Annotated in this window: 26 protein-coding genes and 1 pseudogene; 13 read left to right on the top strand and 14 right to left on the bottom strand. The window is 73.8% G+C overall.

Going from position 1 to position 25,483, the window contains the following annotated elements; genetic code table 11:
• Nucleotides 1–113: 113 nt before the first annotated feature.
• The 3 genes from BX266_RS10535 to BX266_RS10525 all read left to right on the top strand — a co-directional run bounded on the left by BX266_RS10535 (nucleotide 114) and on the right by BX266_RS10525 (nucleotide 4,061).
• Nucleotides 114–1,286 (top strand): macrolide family glycosyltransferase, encoded by a 1,173-nt coding sequence (locus BX266_RS10535; RefSeq protein WP_259464638.1) that lies wholly within the window; start codon nucleotides 114–116, stop codon nucleotides 1,284–1,286.
• A gap of 310 nt (nucleotides 1,287–1,596) precedes the next feature.
• On the top strand, nucleotides 1,597–3,711 hold the full coding sequence (locus BX266_RS39885; protein WP_399171257.1) for a carbohydrate binding domain-containing protein: 2,115 nt from the start codon (nucleotides 1,597–1,599) through the stop codon (nucleotides 3,709–3,711).
• Nucleotides 3,712–3,821: 110 nt separating this feature from the next.
• Nucleotides 3,822–4,061: a hypothetical protein gene (locus BX266_RS10525; protein WP_099898756.1), complete on the top strand. Its 240-nt coding sequence runs from the start codon at nucleotides 3,822–3,824 to the stop codon at nucleotides 4,059–4,061.
• A 19-nt stretch (nucleotides 4,062–4,080) separates the two neighbouring features.
• Here BX266_RS10525 and BX266_RS10520 read toward each other — a convergent pair whose 3' ends face one another.
• Nucleotides 4,081–4,827 carry an SDR family oxidoreductase gene (locus BX266_RS10520; RefSeq protein ID WP_399169381.1) on the bottom strand — a complete coding sequence of 249 codons (747 nt, stop codon included), beginning with the start codon at nucleotides 4,825–4,827 and terminating at the stop codon, nucleotides 4,081–4,083.
• 309 nt (nucleotides 4,828–5,136) lie between these two features.
• On the opposite strand from BX266_RS10520, the gene BX266_RS10515 reads away from it, so the two are divergent.
• From BX266_RS10515 to BX266_RS10490, 6 genes are all read left to right on the top strand, one after another.
• Entirely contained in the window at nucleotides 5,137–6,168 is a 1,032-nt protein-coding gene (locus tag BX266_RS10515) for an esterase family protein (RefSeq protein ID WP_099898752.1), read from the top strand.
• Between the two features lie 183 nt (nucleotides 6,169–6,351).
• Nucleotides 6,352–7,080, top strand: a complete 729-nt coding sequence (locus tag BX266_RS10510; protein ID WP_099898750.1) for a hemerythrin domain-containing protein — start codon at nucleotides 6,352–6,354, stop codon at nucleotides 7,078–7,080.
• Nucleotides 7,081–7,189: 109 nt separating this feature from the next.
• The gene (locus BX266_RS10505; RefSeq protein WP_099898748.1) at nucleotides 7,190–7,828 is read left to right on the top strand and encodes a TetR family transcriptional regulator; all 639 of its coding nucleotides are present in this window, start codon (nucleotides 7,190–7,192) and stop codon (nucleotides 7,826–7,828) included.
• Between the two features lie 65 nt (nucleotides 7,829–7,893).
• Complete coding sequence (locus tag BX266_RS10500; protein WP_099898746.1) at nucleotides 7,894–8,649, top strand: SDR family NAD(P)-dependent oxidoreductase; 756 nt, start codon at nucleotides 7,894–7,896, stop codon at nucleotides 8,647–8,649.
• Between the two features lie 39 nt (nucleotides 8,650–8,688).
• A complete protein-coding gene (locus BX266_RS10495) occupies nucleotides 8,689–9,729 on the top strand; it encodes an NAD(P)-dependent alcohol dehydrogenase (protein WP_099898744.1) in 1,041 nt (346 codons plus the stop codon).
• 91 nt (nucleotides 9,730–9,820) lie between these two features.
• Nucleotides 9,821–10,366 carry a DUF1697 domain-containing protein gene (locus tag BX266_RS10490; protein WP_259464637.1) on the top strand — a complete coding sequence of 182 codons (546 nt, stop codon included), beginning with the start codon at nucleotides 9,821–9,823 and terminating at the stop codon, nucleotides 10,364–10,366.
• A gap of 7 nt (nucleotides 10,367–10,373) precedes the next feature.
• Here the strand turns inward: BX266_RS10490 and BX266_RS10485 are convergent, their stop codons facing one another.
• Nucleotides 10,374–11,345 carry a YafY family protein gene (locus BX266_RS10485; protein WP_099898742.1) on the bottom strand — a complete coding sequence of 324 codons (972 nt, stop codon included), beginning with the start codon at nucleotides 11,343–11,345 and terminating at the stop codon, nucleotides 10,374–10,376.
• A 95-nt stretch (nucleotides 11,346–11,440) separates the two neighbouring features.
• Between BX266_RS10485 and BX266_RS10480 the strand changes: the two genes are divergently transcribed.
• A complete protein-coding gene (locus tag BX266_RS10480; protein ID WP_099898740.1) occupies nucleotides 11,441–11,839 on the top strand; it encodes a glyoxalase/bleomycin resistance/extradiol dioxygenase family protein in 399 nt (132 codons plus the stop codon).
• Nucleotides 11,840–11,848: 9 nt separating this feature from the next.
• On the opposite strand, the gene BX266_RS10475 is transcribed toward BX266_RS10480, so the two are convergent.
• From BX266_RS10475 to BX266_RS10445, 7 genes and pseudogenes are all read right to left on the bottom strand, one after another.
• Nucleotides 11,849–12,574, bottom strand: coding sequence for a TetR/AcrR family transcriptional regulator (locus BX266_RS10475; protein ID WP_099898738.1), 726 nt, complete (start codon nucleotides 12,572–12,574; stop codon nucleotides 11,849–11,851).
• Nucleotides 12,575–12,633: 59 nt separating this feature from the next.
• Nucleotides 12,634–13,050: pseudogene (locus BX266_RS10470) on the bottom strand (SDR family NAD(P)-dependent oxidoreductase); the annotation flags it as partial.
• 9 nt (nucleotides 13,051–13,059) lie between these two features.
• On the bottom strand, nucleotides 13,060–13,815 hold the full coding sequence (locus tag BX266_RS10465) for an SDR family oxidoreductase (protein ID WP_099898736.1): 756 nt from the start codon (nucleotides 13,813–13,815) through the stop codon (nucleotides 13,060–13,062).
• A 127-nt stretch (nucleotides 13,816–13,942) separates the two neighbouring features.
• Nucleotides 13,943–14,851: a DUF1152 domain-containing protein gene (locus BX266_RS10460; RefSeq protein WP_099907657.1), complete on the bottom strand. Its 909-nt coding sequence runs from the start codon at nucleotides 14,849–14,851 to the stop codon at nucleotides 13,943–13,945.
• A 63-nt stretch (nucleotides 14,852–14,914) separates the two neighbouring features.
• Nucleotides 14,915–15,877 carry a DUF1152 domain-containing protein gene (locus BX266_RS10455; protein WP_099898734.1) on the bottom strand — a complete coding sequence of 321 codons (963 nt, stop codon included), beginning with the start codon at nucleotides 15,875–15,877 and terminating at the stop codon, nucleotides 14,915–14,917.
• A 27-nt stretch (nucleotides 15,878–15,904) separates the two neighbouring features.
• Nucleotides 15,905–16,753 (bottom strand): siderophore-interacting protein, encoded by an 849-nt coding sequence (locus BX266_RS10450; RefSeq protein ID WP_099898732.1) that lies wholly within the window; start codon nucleotides 16,751–16,753, stop codon nucleotides 15,905–15,907.
• A 78-nt stretch (nucleotides 16,754–16,831) separates the two neighbouring features.
• Complete coding sequence (locus BX266_RS10445; RefSeq protein ID WP_099898730.1) at nucleotides 16,832–17,197, bottom strand: arsenate reductase family protein; 366 nt, start codon at nucleotides 17,195–17,197, stop codon at nucleotides 16,832–16,834.
• Nucleotides 17,198–17,306: 109 nt separating this feature from the next.
• Here BX266_RS10445 and BX266_RS10440 point away from each other — a divergent pair, with 109 nt between their 5' ends.
• Both BX266_RS10440 and BX266_RS10435 read left to right on the top strand, forming a co-directional pair.
• Entirely contained in the window at nucleotides 17,307–18,542 is a 1,236-nt protein-coding gene (locus BX266_RS10440; RefSeq protein WP_099907655.1) for a cytochrome P450, read from the top strand.
• 143 nt (nucleotides 18,543–18,685) lie between these two features.
• Nucleotides 18,686–19,882: a PP2C family protein-serine/threonine phosphatase gene (locus BX266_RS10435; RefSeq protein ID WP_143686904.1), complete on the top strand. Its 1,197-nt coding sequence runs from the start codon at nucleotides 18,686–18,688 to the stop codon at nucleotides 19,880–19,882.
• 22 nt (nucleotides 19,883–19,904) lie between these two features.
• Here BX266_RS10435 and BX266_RS10430 read toward each other — a convergent pair whose 3' ends face one another.
• The 5 genes from BX266_RS10430 to BX266_RS10410 form a co-directional block, all read right to left on the bottom strand.
• Nucleotides 19,905–20,813 (bottom strand): ABC transporter substrate-binding protein, encoded by a 909-nt coding sequence (locus BX266_RS10430; protein WP_180290443.1) that lies wholly within the window; start codon nucleotides 20,811–20,813, stop codon nucleotides 19,905–19,907.
• A gap of 280 nt (nucleotides 20,814–21,093) precedes the next feature.
• Nucleotides 21,094–21,672 (bottom strand): hypothetical protein, encoded by a 579-nt coding sequence (locus BX266_RS10425; protein ID WP_143686903.1) that lies wholly within the window; start codon nucleotides 21,670–21,672, stop codon nucleotides 21,094–21,096.
• A 37-nt stretch (nucleotides 21,673–21,709) separates the two neighbouring features.
• Nucleotides 21,710–22,222, bottom strand: a complete 513-nt coding sequence (locus tag BX266_RS10420; RefSeq protein ID WP_099898722.1) for a hypothetical protein — start codon at nucleotides 22,220–22,222, stop codon at nucleotides 21,710–21,712.
• Nucleotides 22,219–23,982, bottom strand: coding sequence for an alpha/beta hydrolase (locus BX266_RS10415; protein ID WP_143686902.1), 1,764 nt, complete (start codon nucleotides 23,980–23,982; stop codon nucleotides 22,219–22,221). The genes BX266_RS10420 and BX266_RS10415 overlap by 4 nt, the downstream gene beginning before the upstream one ends.
• Nucleotides 23,983–23,984: 2 nt before the next feature.
• Complete coding sequence (locus BX266_RS10410; protein ID WP_180290442.1) at nucleotides 23,985–24,275, bottom strand: type VII secretion target; 291 nt, start codon at nucleotides 24,273–24,275, stop codon at nucleotides 23,985–23,987.
• 766 nt (nucleotides 24,276–25,041) lie between these two features.
• Between BX266_RS10410 and BX266_RS10405 the strand changes: the two genes are divergently transcribed.
• Nucleotides 25,042–25,473 carry a DUF2690 domain-containing protein gene (locus tag BX266_RS10405; RefSeq protein ID WP_180290441.1) on the top strand — a complete coding sequence of 144 codons (432 nt, stop codon included), beginning with the start codon at nucleotides 25,042–25,044 and terminating at the stop codon, nucleotides 25,471–25,473.
• Nucleotides 25,474–25,483: the final 10 nt, after the last annotated feature.

The raw sequence follows: 25,483 nt of genomic DNA, 5'->3' as shown, positions 1-25,483 counted from the left end.
CGGCCGGGGCAGTGCCCCGAGCCACGCGTCCCGCCCGCCCGGCGCGCCCGACGGCGCGCCGGTGGGGCGGTGTGTTCCCGTTCCTCCCGTAGACCGGAAGCAGGTGTCCTCCCATGACCCGTCGCGCCCACATCGCCATGATCGGCATCCCGGCCGTCAGCCACGTCCGCCCCAGCCTCGAAGTGATCCGCGAACTCGTCGCCCGCGGGCACCGGGTGACGTACGTCAACGACCCGTCGGCCGCCGAGCTGATCGGGCCCACCGGCGCCGAGCTGGTCCCGCTCCCCTCCACCCTCCCGGTCGCCGACCACGACTGGCCCGAGGACGCCATCGGCGCCATGCGGGTCTTCCTGGAGGACGCGATCGCCATGCTGCCCGGGCTGCACGCCCACTACGACGCGGACCCGGCCGACGTCTACCTGTACGACATCGGCGCCTACGCGGCGCGGGCGCTGGCCGAGCAGCAGGGCCGGCCGATCGTCCAGCTGTCGCCGACCATGGTCGCCTGGGCCGGGTACGAGGAGCAGGTCGGCGCCCAGCTGAAGCAGCTGCCCGGGGCCGACGCGTACGTCGAGCGCTTCGCCGGCTGGCTGGCCGAGAACGGCGCCACCACCACGGACGTGGACGCGTTCTCCGGCCGCCCCGCGCGGGTGGTGGCGATGATCACCGAGGCGATGCAGCCGTTCGCCGAGCAGGTCGACCGGGAGGCCGTCGAGTTCGTCGGGCCGTGCTTCGACCTGCGGGCCGAGCAGGGCAGTTGGCAGCGCCCGGCCGGGGCCGAGCGGGTGCTGCTGGTGTCGCTCGGCTCGGCGTTCACCCGGCAGCCGGAGTTCTACCGCAACTGCCTGGCGGCGTTCGGCGGCCGCCCCGGGTGGCACGTGGTGTTGCAGATCGGCAAGTACACCGACCCGGCCGAGCTGGGTGAGGTTCCGGCCAATGTCGAGGTGCACCCCTGGGTGCCGCAGCGGGCCGTGCTGGCGCAGGCCGACGCCTTCGTCACGCACGCCGGGATGGGCGGCTGCGGGGAGGGCCTGCTGGCGGGCGTCCCGATGATCGCGGTGCCGCAGGCCGCCGAGCAGTTCATGAACGCCGACCGGCTGGTCGAGCTCGGCGTCGCCCGGCGGCTGGACACCGCGGAGGCCACCCCGGAGGCGCTGTGGTCGGCGCTGTCCGACCTGCTCGCGGATCCGGCGGTGGCGGTCCGCTCGCGGGAGCTGGCCGCCCGGGCGGCCACCGAGGGCGGCACCGCCCGTGCCTGCGACCTGATCGAGCAGCAGCTGGGCTGAGGCCTGCCGCCGCGCCGGTCCGCCGTTGACGAACCGTCAGCGCGGGCCGGCGCGCCCGTCTTTTCGGGCCCGGTCGGGCCTCCGGACTCCCTTGACGGGTGTCCGGAGGGACCCTATGGTCATGCCACTGCAAGTTTCCAGCAAGTTTCAACACTCTTGCAGCGTCTTGCAGAAGCGACCCTCGCCTCGTCGCACTGACGGCACCACCCCACGCCGTCGCGGCCCCCCCACCCCGCCGCCTCCCGTTCCGCGACCTGCGTCCGCGGTGCGGGCTTCCCCCAGGAGTGCTCCCGTGCCCACCTCCGCCCCCGTGCGCAGACGGCGTCTCGCCGCTGCCACCACCGCGCTCGCCGCGCTCGGCCTCTCGGTCGGCGCCGGCCTCACGCTCGCGCCGACCGCCACGGCGACCCCGCCGGGCAGCAAGGACGTCACCGCCACCCTGTTCGAGTGGAAGTTCGACTCGGTGGCCAAGGCCTGCACCGACACCCTCGGCCCCCAGGGCTACGGCTTCGTCGAGGTCTCCCCGCCCCAGGAACACATCCAGGGCGCCCAGTGGTGGACCTCCTACCAGCCCGTCAGCTACAAGATCGCCGGCCGGCTCGGCGACCGCACCTCCTTCCAGAACATGGTCAACACCTGCCACGCCGCGGGCGTCAAGGTGATCGCCGACTCGGTGATCAACCACATGAGCGCGGGCAGCGGCACCGGCACCGGCGGCACCGCCTACACCAAGTACACCTACCCGGGTTACTTCCAGGACCAGGACTTCCACTCCTGCCGGACCCAGATCAGCAACTACGGCGACCGGTCCAACGTCCAGAACTGCGAACTGGTCGGCCTGTCCGACCTGAACACCGGCTCGACCTACGTGCAGCAGACCATCGCCAACTACCTGAACGACCTGCTCACCCTCGGCGTGGACGGCTTCCGGATCGACGCGGCCAAGCACATCGCCGCCGGCGACCTGGCCGGCATCAAGTCGAAGACGAGCAACCCGAACGCCTACTGGGTGCAGGAGGTCATCTACGGCGCGGGCGAGGCCGTCCAGCCCTCCGAGTACACCGGCAACGGCGACGTCGACGAGTTCCGCTCCGCGACCTGGCTGAAGAGCGCCTTCAACGGCGGCAGGATCTCCGACCTGCAGAGCTGGGGCAGCGGGCTGCTCGGCTCCGCGCAGGCCCGCACCTTCGTCGACAACTGGGACACCGAGCGCAACGGCTCGACCCTGAACTACAAGTACGGCTCCGCCTACACGCTGGCCAACGTCTTCCTGCTGGCCAACCCGTACGGCTCGCCGAACGTGTACTCCGGCTACGCCTTCAGCTCCAACGACGACGGCCCGCCGAACGGCGGCGCCGTCAACGCCTGCTACCAGGACGGCTGGAACTGCACCCACGCCTGGCGGCAGGTCGCCAACATGGTCGGCTTCCGCAACGCGGTCTCCGGCACCGGCATCACCAACTGGTGGTCCAACGGCAACAACGCGATCGGCTTCGGCCGCGGCGACAAGGGCTACGTGGCGATCAACCGGGAGTCCGGCTCGATCACCCAGACCTTCCAGACCTCGCTGCCGGCCGGCGTCTACTGCGACGTCCAGCACGGCGACCCGGTGAGCGGCGGCTGCTCCGGCCCGACCTACACCGTCGGCTCGGACGGCAGGTTCACCGCCACCGTCGCCGCCGGCGACGCGGTCGCGATCTACGTCGGAGCCGGCGGCGGCGCCACCGCCTCGCCGACCCCGTCCGCCCCGGCCTCCCCGTCCGCCTCGGCCTCCCCGTCGGCGTCGCCGACCAGCGCCGGCAACAGCGCCACGGTCTTCTACTCGACCGACAAGAACTGGTCGGCGTACTACCTGCACTACGCGCCCACCGGCGGCACCTGGACCACCGTCCCCGGCGTCGCGATGACCGCCGCCTGCACCGGCTGGGTCAAGTACACCGCCGACCTGGGCGCCGCCTCCGGCCTCGCGGCCACCTTCAACAACGGCTCCGGCACCTGGGACAACAACAACAGCGCCAACTACGCGCTGGGCAGCGGGAGCGTCACCGTCAAGGACGGCGTGACCGGCAGCGGCGACCCGTGCGCCACCAGCACGCCCACGGCCGGCCCGACCCCGACGGCCGGTTCCACCGCCTCCGGCGCCTCCTTCGCGGTGAACGCCACCACCGCGGTCGGCCAGAACATCTACGTGGTCGGCAACAACGCCGCCCTCGGCAACTGGGCCCCGGCGAGCGCCCTGCCGCTCTCCTCGGCCGGCTACCCGGTCTGGAAGCTGGACGTGGCGATGGCCGCCGGAACCGCCTTCGAGTACAAGTACATCCGCAAGGACGCCGCCGGGAACGTCACCTGGGAGAGCGGCGCCAACCGCACCGCCACCGTCCCGGCCGGCGGGAAGGTCGCGCTGAGCGACACGTGGAGAAGCTGAGTCGACGTCAGGCCCGCTAGGTCACGGGCCGGGCGGTCAAACCGCCCGAAGGGATGGAATCCCGGCTCCGGGAGGAGCCGGGACACCCGGCAGGTGCAAGCATCGGCCGGGTGAGCACCACCACCCCCACCCACCCCCACACCCCCATCCTGGACGTCGAACTCTGCGGCGGCCGCTGGGACGGACACCTGAAGAGGGTCCGGCCCAGCGCGCCGCCGCCCTCGTTGCGGATGGTGCTGCGCGCCGAACTCCCCGACCCGGCGCGCGGCGAGCAGTGGCCCACCACCAGCGTGTACCGCTACGACCCGGACGGGTCCCGGCCGCGGTACCGGTACTCCCACGACGAGTGAGGGCTTCCGGCAGGACCGCTCAGCCCCGGCCGATGTACGGCATCGCGGTGGCCATCACCGTCGCGAACTGCACGTTCGCCTCCAGCGGCAGCTCCGCCATGTGACGCACCGTCCGGGCCACGTCCGCCACGTCCATGGTCGGCTCCGGGGCGACCCGGCCGTCCGCCTGCCGCACCCCGGCGCTCATCGCCGCCGTCATGTCGGTGGCCGCGTTGCCGATGTCGAGCTGCCCGCAGGCGATCCGGTACGGGCGACCCTCCAGTGACAGGGCCCTGGTCAGGCCGGTGATCGCGTGCTTGGTCGCGGTGTAGGCGATCGCGTGCGGGCGCGGCACGTGCGCCGAGATCGACCCGTTGTTGACGATGCGTCCGCCCTGCGGGCGCTGGTCCTTCATCCGGCGGAACGCGGCGCGCGCACACAGGAACGCGCCGGTCAGGTTGACGTCCACCACGGCCCGCCAGTCGGCCGCGGCCACCTCCTCGACCGGGGCGGACGGGCCGAACCGGCCGGCGTTGTTGAACAGCAGGTCGATCCGGCCGAACTGCGCGGCGGCGGCGTCGAACACCGCCTCCACCTGCGGCTCGTCGGTGACGTCGGCGGGCAGCACCAGGGCCCGTTCCGGGTCGAGCCCGGCGGCGGTCTCCGCCAGCGGCTCGGCGCGGCGGCCCACCAGCGCCAACCGCCAGCCGGTCGAGGCGAGTTCGCGGGCCACGGCGCGGCCGACGCCGCTGCCCGCCCCGGTGATCACGGCAACCTGCTGGGACACGCGCACGCTCCTCGGGAGAGTTCGGAGACCTCCATGATCGCCGGGCGGTGGCGCGCCGTCAGTAGGAGGACCCTCCAAGCCCGCCCGCGTCGCGACCCCCGCCGACCGGCCGGAACGACCCCCGCCGACCGGCGGGTTGTTCGCCCTGCCGCAACCGGGCGCGGGGCGCGCACGTCATAGGATCCCGGATGGCCGGACGTTCGCACCGTTTGCGGCGGCGGGCCGATCCCGGGGATGCCGGTGACCAGTGCGCGGCCGCCCCGGACCGCCACTGACCAGGGCCTCGGCCCCCGCCCGGAGAGACCGACCGTGCTGCCGCAGCCCCACCCCGCCGCCGCCCGCCGCCCGCTGGCGGCCGTCGCCCTGCTCGCCCTCGCCGTCCCGCTCGCCGCGTGCGGCGGCGGCGGCTCCGGCGCGAACGACGCCAAGGCGGCGATCTCCGCCGGCCGTGCCTCCGGCCCCGCCGCCGCCACCAGCACCCCGCCGCCGCCCAAGCCGTCCAAGGTGCTGATGCCGACCGGCCCGGCCGCGCAGTTCGCCAAGGCCCGCGACACCTCGGCCGGGCCGATCCTGATGACCACCGTGACCGGCGCCAAGTCCGGGGTGAGCGGCAAGGTCTGGGTCTGGCTGCCGCCGCAGTACAACGATCCCAAGTACGCGAAGACCGGCTTCCCGGTGCTCACGCTGTACGCGGGCGGGCAGAGCGCCGGCTACAACACCTGGACCGACAACCAGCTGCCGATCCAGGAGGTCGACCAGCAGCTGGTCGCCGAGGGCAAGGCGCACCCGTTCATCATGATCATGCCGGTGCAGAACCTGGACTCCAACGAGTCCAAGGCGCTGGAGTGCGCCGACATCCCCGGCCAGCCGAAGATCGGCACCTGGATGTCGCAGGACGTCCCGGACTTCGTCCGGGCCAACTTCCGCACCGTCAAGGGCCGCGACGGCTGGGCGGTGATGGGCGCCTCCACCGGCGCGTTCTGCAGCGCCAAGCTCGCCCTGCAGCACCCGGACGTGTTCCGGGCCGCGGTGCCGATCGACGGCTACTGGAACCCCGACTCGCCGCTCTGGAAGGGCCACGAGCAGGAGCGGCTGGCCAACAGCCCCGACCAGCTGATCGGGGCGGGCACCGCCGACGTGAAGATGCTCGCCACCGCGGGCGGCGCCAACGCGTACGAGATCAAGCTGGTGAAGAACTGGGTGGCCAAGGCCAAGGCGCCCACCACCGTCGAGTACTACGAGCAGCCCGGCGGCAAGCACCTCACCTCCGACTTCAAGAAGATGATCCCCACCACCCTGCAGTGGCTCACCGCGAACACTGCCGGGCCCGAGTCCGACTGACCGCAGCCGGTCCGATTCCGGCTCCGGTCGTCCCGAAAACGCTCTGACCTGCACATCAATCGGTCGTTCATTCGCCCCTGATGAAGTGTCACCACCCTGGAGCCGTGGACCGGAGAACTGGACCGGGGTGCCGCACCGCGGCCCCCGCTCCGGCCAGCCCCAGCCAGTCGTGAAGAGAGCGCCATGTCCCGCCACCTGCTGCCCGTAGGCCCCGCGACCGTTCCCGCCCCGCGGGGCGAGAAGCCCGCCGCCCCGGCGGTCGAGCCCATCCCGTTCGCCGGACTGCGCCTGGTGCACGCCGCCGTCCGGCGCGATCTCGCCCGCCTCCCGCAGGCCCTGCGCCTGCTCCAGCCCGAGGACTTCGAGGGCGCCCAGGCGCTCAAGCGGCACTGGGACTTCGTCACCGCCATGGTCACCTGCCACCACGAGCAGCAGGACACCCGGCTGTGGCCGCTGCTGCGCCGCTTCGCACCCGAACTGCGGCTGCTGCTCAACTGGCTGGAGTCCGACCACCACAACCTCGACCAGTGCTTCACCCGCACCACCACCCTGGTCGGCATCGCCACCCGCGACCCCGCCAGCTCCTGGCCGGTCTCCTACGCCGTCGAGGAGCTCGCCGCCCGGGTGGAGACCCACCTGCGGATCGAGGAGCGCCAGCTGCTGCCGAGGATGGCGGGCGTCTTCCGGCCCGGATCCCGGATCGGCACCCTGCCCGAACTGCTCGACCTGCTGCGCTTCGCCGACGGCCCGGCCCCGTCCGACGCCCTGGTGTGGCTGCTCGAAGGCGTCGACCCGGTCCAGATCGACCGGCTGCTCGCCGACTGCGACGACGAGACCGCCCGCCACTGGCCGCACTGGCGCGACACCTACGCCCGCTGCACCGACCGGCTGTGGGGGCCGGCCGGCCAGTAGCCCGCCGGCGGGCCCCCGGACCGTCCGGGACGTGAGCAGCACGATCCGGGCCCGATGTCCCGGCGGGACTCGTGTCCCGCCGGGACATTTTCGGTTGTAGGGTGGAGCCATGAGCACCGACCAGCCCCCCGCGCCGGTCACCCTGCCGGCCCAACCCGGACGGCGCGACCGCAAGGCCCGCCGCACCCGCGAGGCGATGGCCGACGCCGCCCTGCACCTCACCCTGGAGCACGGCCTCGCCGCCCTCGCCGTCGAGCACGTCACCGACGCGGCCGACGTCTCCCGGCGCACCTTCAGCCGCTACTTCGCCTCCCGCGAGGAGGCCGTCCTCGACTGCCTGCGCGCCGACTTCACCCGGATCAACCAGGCGCTCGCCGCCCGGCCCCCCGCCGAGGCCCCGTACGCCGCCTACCGGGCCGCCGTCACCGCCTGGCTGCACGACCCCGACCACCCCGCCTGGCACCTCCGCCCCGGCATGCGCGCCCTGTTCGCGCTGATCGACGAGGAGCCCGCGCTGACCGCCGCCTACCGGCGGATCGCCGTCGCCGAGGAGGAGCAGTCGATCCGCCTGGTCGCCGACCGGCTCGGCCTGCACCCCGAGACCGACCTCCGGCCCGCCGTCGCCGTCGGCCTCGGCGTCGCCGCCCTGCACGCCGCCACCCGCACCTGGGTGCGCGACCCCGCGGGCGACCTGCCCGCCCTGATCGACCGCGCCTTCGACCTGGTCGCGGCCGAACCCCCGCGCTGACCGACCGTCAGCCCGGCCTCCCGCGCCCCACCCCTCGGCGCGGCGTACGAAAGGAACGACCAGACATGACCACCCAGGAGTTCGCCGGCCGCACCGCCCTCGTCACCGGAGGCGCCTCCGGCATCGGCCTCGCCGTCGCCGGGCTGCTCGCCGAGCGCGGCGCCAAGGTCGCCGTCGCCGACTTCAACCTCGACGGTGCGCGCGAGGCGGCCGCGAAGCTCTCCGCCACCGGCGCCGAGGCGCTGGCCGTGCAGGTCGACGTCACCGACCCCGACTCCGTCGAGGCCGCCGTCCGCGCCACCGTGCAGGGTCTCGGCCCGCTCTCCCTCGCCGTCAACAACGCCGGCATCGGCGGGCCGGTCGCCCCCACCGGGGAGTACGACCCCGAGGACTGGCGCCGGGTCCTCGCCACCAACCTCGACGGCGTCTTCTACTCGCTCCGCCACGAGGTGCCCGAACTGCTCGCCGCCGGCGGCGGATCGATCGTCAACATGGCGTCCATCCTCGGCACCAACGGCTTCGCCGGCTCGCCCGCGTACGTCGCCGCCAAGCACGGCGTGGTCGGCCTCACCAAGACCACCGCCCTCGAATACGCCCCGCACGGCATCCGGGTCAACGCCGTCGGCCCCGGCTTCATCGACACCCCGCTGCTCAAGGACACCGACCCGGCCGGCCGCGACCTGCTGGTCTCGCTGCACCCCGCCGGACGCCTCGGCCGCGCCGAGGAGGTCGCCGAGCTCACCGCTTTCCTGCTCTCCGACCGGGCCTCCTTCGTCACCGGCAGCTACCACCTGGTCGACGGCGGCTACTCCGCCCGCTGATCCATCGTCAGGGGGGCTCACACGCAGGGAGAGCAGGTCATGAAGGCAGTCCAGTACCGCACCGTCGGCGGCCACCCCGAGGTGGTCACCGTCCCCGACCCCGAACCCGGCCCCGGGCAGGTCCTGCTGAAGGTCACCGCCGCCGGGGTCTGCCACTCCGACATCGCCGTGATGAGCTGGCCCGCCGAACAGCTGCCGTTCCCGCTGCCGCTCACCCTCGGCCACGAGGGCGTCGGCACCATCGCCGCCCTGGGCGCCGGCGTCACCGGTTTCACCGAGGGCGAGTCGGTCGCCGTGTACGGGCCCTGGGGCTGCGGCGCCTGCGCCAAGTGCGCGGAGGGCAAGGAGAACTACTGCCTGCGGGCCGCCGAACTCGGCATCATGCCGCCCGGCCTGGGCGCGCCCGGCGCGATGGCCGAGTACCTGGTGGTCGACGACCCGCGCCACCTCGTCCCGCTCGGCGACCTCGACCCGGTGCGCACCGTCCCGCTGACCGACGCCGGCCTGACGCCCTATCACGCGATCAAGCGCTCGCTGCCGAAGCTGGTCCCCGGCTCCACCGCCGTGGTGATCGGGACGGGCGGCCTCGGGCACGTCGCGATCCAGCTGCTGCGCGCGATGACCGCGGCGCGGGTGATCGCGCTCGACGTCTCGGAGGAGAAGCTGGCCCTCGCCCGGGCGGTCGGCGCGCACGAGGCCCTGCTGTCGAACGACGCGGCGGTCGGCGCCGTCCGCGAACTCACCGCCAGCCTCGGCGCGCAGGCCGTCCTCGACTTCGTCGGCGCCCCGCCCACCACGGCGCTGGCCGGGAAGCTGGTGGCCGTCGAGGGCGACGTCACCATCGTGGGCATCGGCGGCGGCACCCTCGCCGTCGGCTTCGGCGTCCTGCCGTACGAGGTGTCGGTGACCTCGCCGTACTGGGGCAGCCGCGCCGAGCTGATCGAGGTCCTCGACCTGGCCCGGGCCGGGGTGGTGGACGTGCACGTGGAGACGTACGGGATCGACGACGCACCGCTCGCCTACGAGCGGCTGCACGCGGGCAGGATCAACGGCCGCGCGGTGATCCTCCCCAACGGCTGAGCCCCGCTGCGGGACGCACCCGACCACGGGCGGGCAGGCCCCTGGTCGGGTGCGTCCGCTCCGCGGAACGCGCAGCCCTAGACTCGGAAGCATGGTGACGTACATCGCCTTCCTGCGGGCGATCAATGTCGGTGGCCGCACCGTGAAGATGGACCGGTTGCGGGAGTTGTTCGCGGGTCTCGGGCTGGAGGGGGTACGGACGTACATCCAGAGCGGGAACGTGTTCTTCCGCACCGGCGAGACCGACCGGAAGGCGCTCGCGGAGCGGATCGGGGCGGCGCTGGAGGAGGGGCTGGGGTATCCGGTGCCGGTGATGCTGCGGACGCTCGAGGAGGTGGAGGCGGTCGTCGCGCTCGACCCGTTCGCCGACGTCGAGGTCACCGAGGACAAGCGGCTGTGCGTGCTGTTCCTCTCCGAGCCGCTGCCCGACGGCATCGAGTTGCCGGCCGTCTCGCCGAAGGGGGACTGGGAGATGATCGGGGCGACCGAGGACGCCGCGTTCGTGGTGATGCACGTGCGCAACGGGAGGCTGAACGGGAACCCGGCCACCGCCTTCCCCAAGTCCTACGGCGGGCAGGCGACCTCCCGGTTCTTCCACACCACCGCGAAGATCGCCGCCGCTGCCCGCAAGGACTGACCGCGCGTCAGCCCCGCTCTGCCGCAGCCGATTCGGCGAGCCGGGCGGCCAGGGCGCGCACTCGCCCGCCGAGTTCGGTGGGCCGGTCGATCCGGAACGGGCGGTCGAGCGCGGCCAACACGCCAGGAATCCAGTCGAGTCGGTCCACCTGAAGGTCGACGGCGCACCAGCCCTCCGGGTCCGGGTCGGCGATCAGGGCCAGGCCGGTCGGGAAGTGCGCGCGGATCGGCTCGGCCTCCGAGCGGATCCGCAGCCGCACGGAGTGCCGGTGCGGCGCGGTGGCGAGGGCGTGCAGCACGCGGCCGGCCGGGTCCGCGCCGGCGGGGGGTTCGAAGCTGCCGGGCAGTGGGCGGGGTGCGGTCAGGCGGTCCAGGCGGAACAGCCGCTCGGCACCGGCGGCGGTGTCCCAGCCGGTCAGGTACCAGCGGCCGGTGTGCGCGACCAGCCCGTACGGCAGCAGTGACCGTTCGCCGGCCCGGCCGTCGGCGGAGGTGTACCGGAACGCCAGCGGCCGGCGGTGGCGGACGGCGTCGGCGACGGTCAGCAGGGCCTCTGGGTCGAGGGCGGCGGCGGGGGTCGGCGCGGCGGTGAAGGCCACCGACTCCAGCAGGGCGTCCACCCGGTCGGCGAGCCGGCGGGGCAGGACCCGGCGGATCTTCGCCGTGGCGGTTCCGCCCGCGGTGCCGGAGGCGGCCGACAGCCCGGCCCGGTGGGCGGCGGTCAGGCCGAACAGGACGGCGACCGCCTCCTCGTCGGTGAGCATCAGCGGCGGCATCCGGTGCCCGGGGGCGAGCCGGTAACCGCCGTAGCGGCCGCGCACCGACTCCACCGGCAGGTCGAGTTCGACCAGCTGCGCGACGTACCGGCGGACGGTGCGCTCGTCCACGCCGAGGTGGCCGGCCAGGTCCGCGACGGTGCGGACGCCGCCGGACTGCAGGAGCTCCAGCAGGGTCAGCACGCGTCCGACGGGTCGGGTCATGCCGCCATTCTCCTCCCGATACCGGGCGGATCCTGTCCGGTATCGGTTCTAGCGTCGGAGTCGACAGCACCGGAAGCACCGCACGGGAGCCCCTGATGAACCTCGTCTCCGTCCGTCTGATCACCGCCGACGTCGACCGCCTGGTCGCCTTCTACCAGCACGCCACCGGCCTGACGGCCGACCGGCCGACCCCCGACTTCGCCGAACTCCGCAGCCCCGCCGGGACATTGGCGATCGGGAGCGTCCGCACCGTGCCGCTGTTCGCGCCGGGCTCGGCCGAGCCGGCCTCCAACCGCAGCGCCATCGTGGAGTTCCTGGTCGAGGACGTCGACCTGCTGCACCGCCGACTGGCCGACGGCGGAGCGGAGGTGGTCGCGGCGCCGGCCACCCTGCCCTGGGGCAACCGCTCGCTGCTGGTCCGCGACCCCGACGGCACCCTGGTGAACTTCTTCACCCCGGTGACGCCCGAGGCGCGGGCCAGGGCCGGCCGCTGAACGCCCCGGTCAGCCGCCCTGCTGCAGCGCCCGCAGCCAGAGCAGCAGCAGCGCGGTCTCCTCGGCCTTCAGCGCGGTACCGGCCCGCTGGCCGATCTGCGCCTCCAACTGGCGCGCTGCAGAGGCGACTTGATCCTCCGCCGAGGAGGTCGGCGGGGTGCTCCCGGTCAGGCAGGCGGCGAACACCGCGTCCCGGACCCGGGTCGAGAGGGCGGGGTCGGAGAAGCGCTGCGGCTGGGAGAGCAGGCTGAGGGTGACGCCGACGTTGGCGGCCAGGATGGCCTGGGCCGCCTGTTCGGTGGGGATGCGCATCGCGCCGACCGCCGCACAGCGGTCCAGGGTCTGCCTGAGGAGTTCGAAGATCCGGTTGGCGGGCTCGGGGACCTCGGGGAGGACGGGCGAGAACATCAGCCGGTACAGCGCCCGGTTGGTGAGCGCGAAGTCGGTGTGGTCGTCCCAGCCCGCGCGCAGGTCGGCGACCGGGTCGGCGGTGGTCGCCAGCGACTGCTTGCGGCCGATGTAGCGCTCGAAGCCGTGCTCGACCAGGGCCGTCAGCAGGCCGTTCTTGTCACCGAACAGCCGGTACAGGACGGGCTGCTTGACCCCGACGGCGTCACAGACCGCGCGGGTGGAGAAGTCGTTGTCGGGGGAGTCGTTGAGCAGCGCCTCGGCCGCTTCGAGCATCCGGGAGCGGAGGTCGCCGGCCTGCGGGCCCGCCGTGGTGGCATCGGTCATGACCGGTTCGTTTCCCTTCTGCTCGGTCCCGGCAAGCCTAGTGGAGCCCCGCTCCGGCACCGGCGGCGCAGGTGCGGGAGGGCGGCCCGGTTGACCCGCTGGGTGGAGAGCACGTTGACGTCGTACAGCGCGGCGAGCTGCTCGGGCGTGAACGCCTCGGCGGGGCCGAGCGTCATGTGGCCGGCGTTGTGCACGACCGCGTCGAGGCGGCCCCGCTCGGCGACGATCCGGTCGATCGCGGCGTCCACGGAGACCTGGTCCTGGACGTCCATCTCGATGCCGCGGACGTCGACGCCGTCGGCGGCGGCGAGCGCGGCGAGTTCGGCGACCCGCGGGGCGTTGCGGTCGGCGGTGGCCCGCATGCCCGCGTACACGGTGTGGCCGGCCGCGGCCAGGGCGCCGGCGGCGAGGCTGCCGAAACCGCTGGAGACGCCGGTGACGACGATCACCCGGCGGTCGGTGGTGGTGGCGGTCATGGGGTGCTCCTAGACGATTCCGCCGTTGCTGCGGATGTTCTGGCCGTTGACCCAGTGCCCGGCGGGGCTCGCCAGGAAGGCGGTGAGTTCGGCGATGTCCTCGGGGGCGCCGAGCCGTTCGAGCGGCGACTGGGCGGCGAGGCGGTCGACGGTGTCCTGGTCCTTGCCCTCCAGGAACAGCGGGGTGGCGGTGGGTCCGGGGGCGACCGCGTTGACCGTCACGTCACGGCCGCGCAGCTCGCGGGCCAGCACCAGGGTCATCGCCTCGACGGCGCCCTTGCTGGCCGCGTACGCGCCGTAGCCGGGGAACTGCAGGCCCATCACCGAGGTGGAGAAGTTGATCAGCGCACCGCCGGGGCGCAGCCGGCGGGCGGACTGCTGGGCGACCACGAAGGTGCCGCGGATGTTGGTGCGGTGCATCGCGTCCAGGTCGTCCAGGTCCAGTTCGGCGATCGGCTTCAGTCGCATCACGCCGGCGGTGTGCACGACCACGTCCAGGCCGCCGAAGGCGCTCTCCGCCCGGTCGAAGGCGGCGGCCATGGCGTGCTCGTCGGCGACGTCGCCGCCGACCGCGATGGCCCGGCCGCCGGTCGCGGCGATCTCCTCGACCAGGGCCTCGGCCTTGGCCTGGTTGCCGGCGTAGTGGACGGCGACGGCGTACCCGTCGCGGGCGAGCCGCCGGACGACGGCCCTGCCGATGCCGCCGGAGCCGCCGGTGACCAGGGCGGTGCGGGTGGTGAGGGCGGTGGAATCGGTGCTGGGCATGGGGAGACCCTCTTCCGTTTCAGTGACATCGCGCTGACGTTGTCAACGATAACACAATCTGGGATCGATGCTACGCATTGAGCGTTATCAATGAAATGGGTGGGTCGGGATCGCCGCTCCCGCAGCCTCAGTGCGGGAAGGTGCGGGCGGCCCGCAGCCGGGGCAGCTCCTCCCGGAAGTCCGCGATCACCGAGGCGATCTCCCTGGTCAGCACGGTGCCCTCCAGCCGGCCCAGGTACAGGTTGCGGGCGGCCAGCGCCGCCACCGTGACGCCGAAGTACAGCGCCATCAGCGGATTCACGAACAGCTCACTGCCCGGGACCCGCTCGGCGAGGGCGACGTCGCCGAACTCCCCGCGCAGCGCCGCCGCGACCGACCGCTGCACGATGCTGGGCCGCTCCGGGCTCGCCGCCCCGGCCCGCTCGACGGCGTCCAGGTAGAGCGCGCCCTCGGGCGAGTCGGCGGGCAGCGAGAACGCGCCGAGGTAGCCGCCGTCGCGCTGCAGGGCGGCCAGGTTCTCCAGCACCAGGCTGTGGTTGACGCCGTGGTGCGCGTCGATCCCGAAGCCCAGGCAGGCCACCAGCCGGGTCGGGACGTTGCTCAGGCGGGCGACGGCGGCCAGCGAGGCCATGTCCTCCTCGGGGGTGCCGAGTCCGGCCTCGTCGCCGCGCATCAGGATGTCGGTGCCGCCGTCGACCAGCAGGATCGCGTCGATGCCGAGCCGGCGCACCAGGGTGCGGTAGGCGGCGCGCAGCGGTTTGACGCCCACGGAGGCGAACGCCCAGACGGTGTCCGGCAGTCGGTGGTCGTGCAGCCAGCGGGCCAGGCTGCGTTCGGGGATGTTCGACTCGGCGGACCGGGTGTCGGGCGTGATCCGGGCCAGGTTCGGGGCCGCCCAGGTGGCGGCGTCCAGCCCGTAGTGGTGGGTGAACGAGAGGTTGGCCAGGTGGACTTCGCGGCCGGCGGCGTGCAGGGCGAGCGCGATCGGGAGGCCCGCGTAGACGTCGTGGCCGCCGCCGGACCCGGCGATCAGGATCCGTTCGGCGGCCAACAGGCGGGTGAGGAGCGCCGGTTGGAGCAGGGTGCGGCTCGGTGCGGCTCAGTGCGGGTAGGCGCGGGGCGGGCGCTGCCGGGGCAGCGAGTCCTGGAAGCGACCGATCGCGGAGGCGACCTGGCCGAGCAGGACGGTGTGCTCCAGCCGGTCCAGGTAGAGGTGGCGGGCGGCCAGCGCCTCCACCGTGACGCCGAAGTACAGCGTCATCAGCGGGTTGATGAACAGGGCGCTGTCGGCGGTCCGTTCGGTGAACCGGACGTCGCCGAACCCGCCGGTCAGGGCGGCGGCGATCGAGCCGTGCACGATGCTCGGGTGCTCCGGCAGCTCGTTGCGGGCGTGCTCGACGGCGTCCAGGTAGAGGGCGCCCTCGGGCGAGTCGGCGGGCAGCGAGAACGCGCCGAGGTAGCCGCCGTCGCGCTGCAGGGCGGCCAGGTTCTCCAGCACCAGGCTGTGGTTGACGCCGTGGTGCGCGTCGATCCCGAAGCCCAGGCAGGCCACCAGCCGGGTCGGCACCTCGGCCAGCCCGGCGACGGCGGCCAGCGAGGCCATGTCCTCCTCGGGGGTGCCGAGTCCGGCCTCGTCGCCGCGCATCAGGATGTCGGTGCCGCCGTCGACCAGCAGGATCGCGTCGATCCCCAGCTGCCCCACCAGCTCCCGGTACGCCGCCCGCAGCGGCTGCACGCCGGTGCGCGGGAACGCCCACACGGTGTCCGGCCGGCCGTGGTCGCGCAGCCAGCGGGCGAGCGAGCGCTCCGGGAAGTACCGGTCGGCGCACTGCACGTCGGGCGTGATCCGGGCCAGCTCCGGGGCCTGCCAGACGGACAGTCCGCAGCCGTACAGGTTGCTGAAGGAGAAGTTCGCCAGGTGCACCTCGCGCCCGGCGGCCTGCAGCGCCAGCGCCAGCGGCAGCCCGGCGTACACGTCGAACCCGCCGCCCGCGCCGGCGATCAGGATCCGCTCGGCCGCCAACAGGCGCGTGAGCAGGGGCGGTTGCAGAAGACTCGTCACCGGCGGAAGGTACCACCGGGGGCGGTCTCAGGAGTTCCGGCCCAGGATCTCGCGGGCGTCGGCCAGGTCGGCCGGGGTGGGCGCGTCGTCCTGGGTGAGGCGCCGCCGCCAGTAGCCGGTGAAGTGGACGGCGGAGCGGGGAAGCCGGCGGTCGGTCAGCAGGTGCCGGCGCAGGGCGCGGACGGCGCCCGCCTCGCCGGCCAGCCAGGCGGCGGCCGGGTCGGCGGGGAGGGCGGCGGCGCGCACGGCGGCGAGCAGCCGCTGCCCGGGCGGGGCGTCGCCGCGGTGCACCCAGGTGGCAGTCAACTCGCCGAATCCGAGCAGGGGCTGGTGCTCCTCGGGGCCGGCCACCTCGATCCAGGCGTGCGCCCGGGTGCCGGCCGGCAGCGCCTCCACCAGGGTGCCGAGCGCGGGCAGCGCCGACTCGTCGCAGGCGAACAGCAGCGGACCGTCGCCGTCCAGCGGGAACGGCCGGGCGAACTCGGGGGACGGGCCGAACATCGCCAGCACCTGACCGGGCTCCGCCCGGGCCGCCCAGCGGGCGGCCGGACCGGTCGGCCCGTGCAGCACGAAGTCGACGTCCACGGTGTGCAGTTCGGCGTCGTGGGCGCGGAGCGTGAAGGAGCGCATCCAGGGACGGTGCTGCTCGGGGACGGCCTGGCAGGCCGCGTACCAGTCCATCAGGCCCTGGCCGGGCGCGGGTTCGGGCAGCTCGGGGCGGTCCTGGCCGGGGCGCGGGAAGTACAGCTTGACCTGCTGGTCGGGCCCGGCGAGGGCGAACTCGCCGGCGGGCAGCGCGAAGGTGACGCGGGCCGTCCGCGGGGTCGGGCGGTGCACCGAGACGACGGTCAGCTGGCGGATCGGCAGGTCGTACACGGCGGGCTCCCCGGCAGGTCGGACGGACCGTCCCAGCCTGCCGGGGCCCGCTCACAGGCCGCTGTCAGCCCGCTGTCATCACGCGCCGTGGCCGAGGACGTCCTTCAGGGCCTCCTCGGTGCGCCCGATCACCGTGTAGCCGTCGTCGGCGGTGATGATCGGCCGCTGGATCAGCGCCGGGTTCGCGGCCATCGCCTCGACCCAGCGCGCCCGGTCGCCGTCCTCGCGGCCCCAGCCGCGCAGCCCGAGCTCCTTGGCGACCGGCTCGTCCAGCCGGGCCACGTCCCACGGCTCCAGGCCCAGCCGGCCCAGCACCTCGGTGAGTTCGGCGGCCGTCGGCGGCTCGTCCAGGTACCGGCGCACGGTGTACTCCACGCCCGCCGCGTCCAGCTCGCTCTGCGCGGTGCGGCACTTGCTGCACCGCGGGTTGATCCAGATCTCCATGACCGGCCACCCTACCGAGCGCCCCGCCCGGCCCGCGGTCCGCCGGGAACCCCGGCGTGCCGCCCGCCCGTTGCCGCACCGGGACCGGACCGCCGAGCAGGGGGAAGCGATGGATGCGACGACGATCGTCGGCGAGCTGCTGGGGCCCGCCGGCTGGCGCGACCCGTACCCGCTGTACGAGCGGCTGCGGGCGCTCGGGCCGGTGCTGCCGGTGGACGACTTCCTACTGGTCGTCACCGGCCGTACGGAGGCGGACGAGGTGCTGCGGGCCCCCGGGGCCGGGGTCCTGGACGGGCGGCTGCGCGCCGAGTTCGAACCCGACTTCCTGGACCACCCCGGCAAATACCTGCTGGCCCCGTCGGTCCTGCAGCGCAACGCCCCCGACCACGCCCGGATGCGCTCGCTGATCGCCTCGGTGTTCACCCCGCGCCGGGTCGCCGCCCTCGCCCCCGCGGTCGGCGCCGCCGTCGACGGGCTGCTGGACCGGCTCGCCGGGCACGGCGAGGAGCCCGTCGACTTCCTGGACGCGTTCGCGTTCCGGCTGCCCATCGGCGTGATCTGCGAACTGCTCGGCGTCCCCGCGGCGGACCGGCACCTGTTCCGGCCGCTCGCCGCCGACCTGACCGCCACCCTGGAGACCGTGATCGGCGACCGCGAGCTGGCCGCCGCCGACCGGGCCGCCGAACAACTCACCGACTACTTCGACACGTTGACCGCCGAGCGGCGGGCCGACCCGCGGGACGACCTGGTCAGCGCGCTGGTCGCCACCGCCGACGCCGACCCGCAGCGGCTGTCGCACCGCGAACTGGTCGCCAACCTCGCCCTGCTGCTGATCGCCGGCTTCGAGACCACCGGCAACCTGCTCGGCAACGCCCTGGTCCGGCTGTTCGAGGACCCCGGCACCGCCGACGCCCTGCGCCGCGGCGAGCTCGACCCGGCGGCCTTCACCGAGGAGGTGCTGCGCCACGACCCGCCCGTCCAGCTCACCTCCCGGATCGCGCTCGCCGACGGACTCACCCTGGCGGGCCGCCCAGTGCCCCGGCACACGGGCGTCCTGCTGCTGCTCGGCGCCGCCAACCGCGACCCGCGCCACTACCAGCAGCCCGACCGATTCGACCCCGGGCGCTTCGGCCCCGACCGGCGCGAGGGCCGGCCGCTCGCCTTCGGCGGCGGACCGCACTACTGCCTGGGCGCCGAACTCGCCCGCCTGGAGGCCGCCACCGCACTGCCCGCCCTGCTGCGCCGCTTCCCCGCGCTCGCCCCCGCCGGTCCGGCCGCCCGCCGCGACCGGCTGGTGCTGCGCGGCCACCGCACCCTCCCGGTCACCCTCGCCGGCCGGCGGTGACGCAGCTCACGGGCATACGGCGCGGCTGAGCGGAACGGGCCGAAGGTCCCTGGTCGTCGGGACCTTGGCAGGCAGTGGGCCGGGCGCGGCACGGGCGACGATGGAGGCGAACCGTAGCCGCAGTGGTCGCCGAGGAGGTCAGCATGGCCGCGCCCGCCACCGACGTCCGTCCCGCCGAACCCGCGAGCGGGCCCGCCGCGCCCCGCCCCGACCGACCCGGCCGTGGCCCGGACCGGTCCGGCCACTACGACCGGCAGCCCGGCGACCGCTGGGAGGCCGCGATGGCGCTGGCGCTGCGCACCCCCACCTGGGTGCGGCTGCTGCCGGTGCTGCTGCTGGTCGCGGACCTGGTGATGGAGGTGGCGATCCCGGGCTCGGTCGCGGCGGGCTTCCTGCTGACCGTCGTCCCGGTGGTGGTCGCGTTCGGCGCCGGCCCGGCGCTGGTCGGCGCGTCCACCGCGGTCACCGTGCTGCTGCAGGCGCTGCTCGCGCTGCGGGCCGGGCACCTGGTCGAGCAGCACCACCTGTGGACCTACCTGGCGACCGTGCTGGCGGGCGCGCTCGGCGCCGGACTGGCCCGGCAGCGGCGGCGGCAGGCCCGCGACCTGGTCCGGGTGCGGGCGGTCGCCGACACCCTGCAGCACACCGTGCTGCGCCCCGTCCCGGCCCGGGTCGGCGGGCTGCGCACCGCGGGGCTGTACCAGCCGGCGCAGGCCGACGTGGGCGTCGGCGGCGACCTGTACGAGGTGTGCGAGACCCGTTTCGGCACCCGGATCCTGCTCGGCGACGTCCGCGGCAAGGGCCTGGACGCCGTCCGCACCGTCGCCGACGTGATCGGCGCGTTCCGGGTCGCCGCCCACGAGACCGCCGAACTCGGCGAACTCGCCGACCAGTTGGACCGCCAGGTGCGGCGCGAGGCGGAGCAGCGCGAGGACGGCGAACTGTTCGTCACCGCCGTCCTGCTGCAGCACCACCCGGACACCGGCCTGCTGGAGGCGGTCAACCGCGGCCACCCGGCCCCGCTGCTGGTCGGCCCGGGCGCCGTCCGGGCGGTCCGGTGCGCGGAGGAACTGCCGCTCGGCCTGGGCCACCTGGCGTCCGGCGGGGCCGAGCCGCCGACCGTGCTGGCGCTGCCGCCGGGCCACACCGTGCTGGTGCACACCGACGGCGTCACCGAGGCCCGTGACGGCGCCGGCGCGTTCTACCCGCTCGCCGCCCGCCTGGCCACGCTGCCCGCCACCGACCCGGAGGCGGTGGTCGACTTCCTGGACCGGGACGTGCCCCGGCACGCCGGGCCGCTCACCGACGACGTCGCCGTGCTGGCGTTCGCCGCTGGGTGAGCGCGGTCCGGGGCCGGCGGTCTCAGGACCCGTTGGTGACCGAGTTCTGGATCGCGCCGACCGACAGGTTGTGCTCGGCCAGCACCTGGTCGTAGGTGCCGTCGGTGATCAGCCGGTTCATCGCCCGCATCAGCACGTCGCGCAGCACCTGGTCGTCCTTGCGCAGCGCGATGCCGAACGGGCGGGGCTGCAGCTGCGGGCCGCCGATCTCGAAGCTGTTGCCGTTGCCGACGGTCTGCACGGCGTACTGCGCCTTCGGGTAGTCGGTCATGAAGGCGTCCGCCGGACCCTTCAGGTTCTCCACCGCCGCGGCGTCGGTGTCGGTCTCCAGCACCGTCAGCGGCTTGCCCGCGTGTTCGCAGACCGGCTTCTGGCGCAGCGCCAGGTCGTCGTGGGTGGTGCCCTTCTTGACCGTGACGGTGTGCCCGCACAGGTGGTCGATGTCGACGATGCCCTTCGGGTTGCCCTTGTCGACGGCGATGCCGATGCCCGCCATGAAGTAGTCGACGAAGTCCACCCCGGGGTTGGCCTGCTTGCCCTCCTTGTCGAGGCCCTCCTCGCGTTCCCGGGTGTCGGTGATGCCGGACATCGCGATGTCGTACTTGCCGGCCAGCAGCCCGGGCAGCACGTTCGCGAACGGCCCGACGTCCTGGAACTGCAGCTTGATGCCGAGCACCGCCTCCAGCTTCTCCGCCAGGTGCGGGTCCAGCCCGTCCGGCTCGTTGCGGTCGTTGCGGTACACCACCGGCGCGGCCGTGAACGAGGCCCCCACCGTCAGCACCCCCGCCTTGCGCACCGGCTCCGGCAGCAGCGCGTGCAGGTCGGCCCGCCCCTGCCCGCTCCCCCCGGTGCCGCCGCAGCCGCTCAGCAGCAGCGCCCCGCCGATGACGGCGACGAGCGCGGTGCGCCCCCGCCCGGCCAGTTGTGCCATGGTCGTCTCTCCCCGTGGTCGACGCGGAACACGACGGCCCGAGGACACCGGACGGCACGGCGGCATGGCGGCGGAACGCGACATGGCAATACCGAGGAGACCCCTCGGCCGGCCGCCGTTCCGGCTAGATCGTTCCGACTATAACCATCATGGTCACGACACCCCAATGGTCCCCGGCCACCACCTTCGCCGCACCGCCCGATCGGCCCCGATCGGGCCCGATTCGTCCACCCGGTGCACCGACGGACCGTCAGGAAGCTTTCCTCACGCGGACACCCGGTCAGGACCAGGCGGGGTCCTCGACGTGCGGCATGGTGTCGAGGCCGCCGTCCGGTCCGGTGGGCAGCGGGCTGGGGGCGGGGCCGAAGGGCTGGGTGCGGCCGGGGTCCTGCACCCAGGCGTCGGCCACCACGGTGACGTTGCCGGGCACGCCGATGGACACCCGCACGCCCGCGCCGTCCGGGGTCTCGGCGCCGGCGTCGGTGGTCGAGGCCTCGTCGTGCAGGGTGTAGCCGCGGCCCTTCCAGTACGCCCGGACCTGTTCCAGGAGCCGGGCCTGCTTGGCCGGGCCGACCTTGGTCAGCACGTACCGGCGCAGCGTCAGCTGCGCGGTGCCGTCGTCGTCGCGGCTCAGCCCGCCCTCGTGCGGGACGGCCCGGTACGCGTCGTCGGCGTACCGGACCGCCGGGGTGAGCGCGGCGGTGGTGCCGTCCACCAGGTCCTGCAACCGGGCCTTCGCCCGGTCCAGCGCCACCACCTGGCGGCCGGAGCCGCCGCCGGAGCCGCCGGACGAGTCGCAGCCGACCGCCCCGAAGCCCAGCACCAGCGCCACGACGGCGCCCGCCACTCGCACCCTCATCCGACTCCCTCTCCGCCGTTCGCCCGAGGACAGGACCCTAGACGGACCAGAACGGGTCGTGGTGCCGCGGCACCGTGTCCATGGCCCCGTCCGGCCCGAGCGGCACCGTGCTGTCCCCGCCGAACGGGTACGAGTCGCCGGTCGCCGGCAGCCCGTCGACCCGGGCCAGCAGCGTCCCGTTGCCGGCCAACCCGATCCTGAACTCCGCACTCCCGTAAGGGGATTCGGCGCGCAGCACGGGCAGCTGCGGGTCCTCCTCGGCGGACACCGCCCAGCCCCGGGCCCGCCAGGCCCGGGCCAGCTGGGCGAGCAGCTCGGGGTACCGGTGCTCGGCCAGCGCCGTCAGCAGGTAGCGGCGCTTCTCCAGGTGCGCGGTGCCGTCCGGCTCCCGGGTGTACGCGTGCTCGTGCTCGACCTGCACGTACGGGCCGTCCGCCCAGACCCCGGGAGGGGAGAGCGCCGCCGGACCGGAGTCCAGCAGCTCGTCGACCGCGGTGCGCGCCGCCGGCAGCTCGATCGACCGGGAGGTCCCCGGCGCGTGCTCGTTCATCGGCCCTCCTGCCCGAAGACCCGGTCACCGTGGCCGGAGACGATCAGGCCCATGTTGCGCAGCGAGTGGCCGTCCCGGCCCTCGCCCTGGTTCCAGTAGTCGGAGTGCGAGGCGAAGCCCAGCGGGCCGTCCGCCACGTCGAAGCGGTGCGCCCCGAACTCGGTGCTCGCCGGGTCCTGGCCGAACCACAGCTCGTGCGGGTCGCCGTGCCCGCCGATCCTGTCGCCGATGAACCCGCCGGCCACCGCGCCCAGCGGGCCGCCGACCAGTCCGCCGATGCCCGCGCCGATGCCCATGCCCTTCGCCTCGTCGTGGCTGGGCAGGTGCGACACCGGGTCGTGCTCCGCAGCGCCCACCCACACGTGGTCCGCGCCGACGCCCAGCTGCGAGGCCTGCTGCGCGCCGGTGCCGGGCGAGCCGACCAGGATGATGTCGTCGGCCGGTATCCCGCCCGGTCGCTGCGCGGCCTGCCCGACGGTGAACGAGCCGTACGAGTGGCCGAGCGCCGTCAGGTGCGCGGGCGCGCCCTCGTGCGAGGCCCGCAGGCCCTGCAGGAAGCCCTGGTACGCCTCGCCGCCCTGCTTGGCCCGCTTGTCGCCGGCCACCGCGAACGCGTCCGGGCTGATGCCCTTGGCCTGCGGGGCGTCGTAGCCCAGCCAGGCGATCGAGGCGGTGGAGCGGCTCGGATCGGTGTCGTGCGCGGACTGCCACAGGTCGCGGGCCCGGTTGGCGTCGCCGCCGCCCATGTTCTTGACCTCGGTGTTCAGGCCCGGCACGTACGCCACCACGTCGTCCGCGGTGTCCGGGTTGCCGTACGCGATCGCCGCCCGGCCCTGACCCTGGTCGCCGATCACCAGCAGGTACGACGGCGGCTGCTTGCCCTGGTCCTCGCGCAGCCGGTTCTGGATCGAGCGGAAGCCCTCCAGCTTCTTCCGGTCCCAGTCCGACAGGTCCTGACGGGACGACAGGTCGTCGACCATCCGGTCCAGGTTGATCCGGTTGGCCTGGTCGCGGGCCACCGTCGGCAGGCCGTCGCGGTTGCCGAGCTCCGCCGGGTACTCCTTGATCAGCCGCTGCTGCTCGTCCGCCGGCAGCGCCTTCCACCAGGCGTTCACCTGGGTCGGCGAGGCGTCCTTGTCCGGCATGCCCGCGCGGACCAGGTCCTCCGGGCCGCCGAACGGGTTGACCGCGTCCAGGACCGCGCTGTTCAGCCGCATCGCGGCGGTGCCCGGGTCCAGTCCCGCGCCGGTCCGCGCGTCGGTGGTGTACTGGCGCAGCCGCTCCGCGGTCACCTGGTCGGCGTGCGCGGCCTCGGTCAGCGCCTCCGCGATCCGGTCCCGGAGCTCGGTGCCCCGGCCGGCCCGGTTCGGCGCGTCCGGGTCGTGCCGCTCCGCGGCGCTCGGCGGCGGCCAGGAGACCCCGCCGTCGTCGGCGACCTGGAACCCGCCCGCGGAGGCGTCCGCGAGGGCGGCCCGCAGTTTCGCCCGGGCCAGCACGAACGCCTCCGCGCCCTCCCGCAGGACGGGCGCGATCCGCGCCAACTCCAGCTGCGCTGCGGTGAGTTTGCCGGTCGTCCGGGACAGCGACTGCTGCGCGCCGTCCGCCGCGTCGCCGGTCCAACCGGAGTTCTTCACCCGGTTGTCGACGCCCTCCCGCCAGCTGTCCGCGTGCTGGGCGAACGCCGTCGCCAGCGTGCCGTACGCGTCGGCGGCCCCGAACAGCCGGTCCGGATCCGCGTCGCGCAGGGTGGGGACGTCCATGCTCACCGCCCCGCCGGCGCGACCATGCCGCGGCCGGCCTCCTGCTCGGCGCGACGGTAGTTCGCCGCGGTCTGCCGTAAGTTGTCGCCCTGCCGGTCCATCTCCGCGGACAGCTCGTCCAGCAGGCGCTTCCACTCGTCGGTGCAGGCGTTCAACTCACTGCCCGTCACCCACCCGCGCAGCCCGCCCTCGGCGTCGTCCGAGGCGCCCAGCACCCGCGAGGTCTCCCCGGGCACCCGCTCGGCGACACCCCCCGCGGTCTGCCCCGCCGCGTCCAACTCCTCGGGCGCCACCCGGAATCCGCCGCCGCTCCCGCCTGGCTCCACACTCCGCACGCAATCCCCCGTACCGGTGTCGCTCCGACCGCTTGAGCGCGCCATGCTAGCGAACCGGCGGGCAGTAGACCCAGCAGTTCACCGTCGATTCGCGGCCTTCCCTCAATTGCCGCACTTGGCTGGGCCTTTGTCGTTCCATTACCCGATCGGGTGATGCCGGACCGCCGGGTGCCGCGCCTCGGTCCGGGGACCGGGGGGCGTCCCCGCGGGGCGCCGGCCGTGGCTGGCGGGACTGCCGGGTTTCGGCCGGGGCGGCCGGAACCTGCGTGGCGATTGCGGAGGATAGGCGGGCATGTTGGCAGTGTTCCGTCATATCCGACATTCATCGTATGCGATATCTATGAGTGCAATAGATGCCGCCCGCACCGGAGTTCGTGCTTGACACTCGGTGGTGCGTGCCGGGAGGATCCGTCGGCGGGTCCGGGGTGAGTGATGGGCAGCAGGGGGCAACGAATCTTTGTCCGCTCTTTCTCGGGCGGGTGGGTCGGGTGCCGCAAGGGGGTCGGGTAATCCCGTTGGAAATTTCGGGAGCATCTGGCTCTCCGTGCCTCTGTTGATCCCTGTTCCGGCGGCCCGGGTCCGCATTTCGACAGGGTGACCGATGTTGGGGAGGATGCACGTGCGATATCCGATGGCACGACGGGGGCCGCGGGCTCCGCGGCCGGCGGCGAGGTGGAGGGCGGTCGCTGCCGTCCTGTTCGCCCTGGCGGCACCTGCGGGACTGGTGGCGACGGCACTGCCGGCCGCAGCGGAGGAGGGGTACTGCTGGCAGTCGGACTGCGACGGCAAGTCCCCGGTGGGGACGAACTGCGCAACCAACGCCATTGTCATCGAGGAGAAGACGTTCTCCACGTCGATCGATCTGAAGCTCGTCTACTCCTCACTCTGCGAGTCCTACTGGACTCACGTCCAGGTTGATCCCACCTCGATCACCAGCCCGATCTACGGCGGCGTTTTCTACGTTCCGCAGCTCGGTGGCGTCGAGCAGGTCAAGAATTCCTTCGTCACCTGGGAGAATGTTGGTGCGGCCACGCCGATGGTGAGCTCGCTGAATTCCGTGAAGGCCTGCTACACGGATTTCGGAAGCAATTTCGATCCGCTCCCGGACACGGGTGGCGCGAGCACGCACGCGGGGCAGTGCACCCAATGGCACTGAACGGTGAAAA

Source organism: Streptomyces sp. TLI_171, assembly GCF_003610255.1.
Taxonomy (GTDB): Bacteria; Actinomycetota; Actinomycetes; order Streptomycetales; family Streptomycetaceae; genus Kitasatospora.
This window is presented reverse-complemented; position numbering and strand designations above follow the sequence as displayed.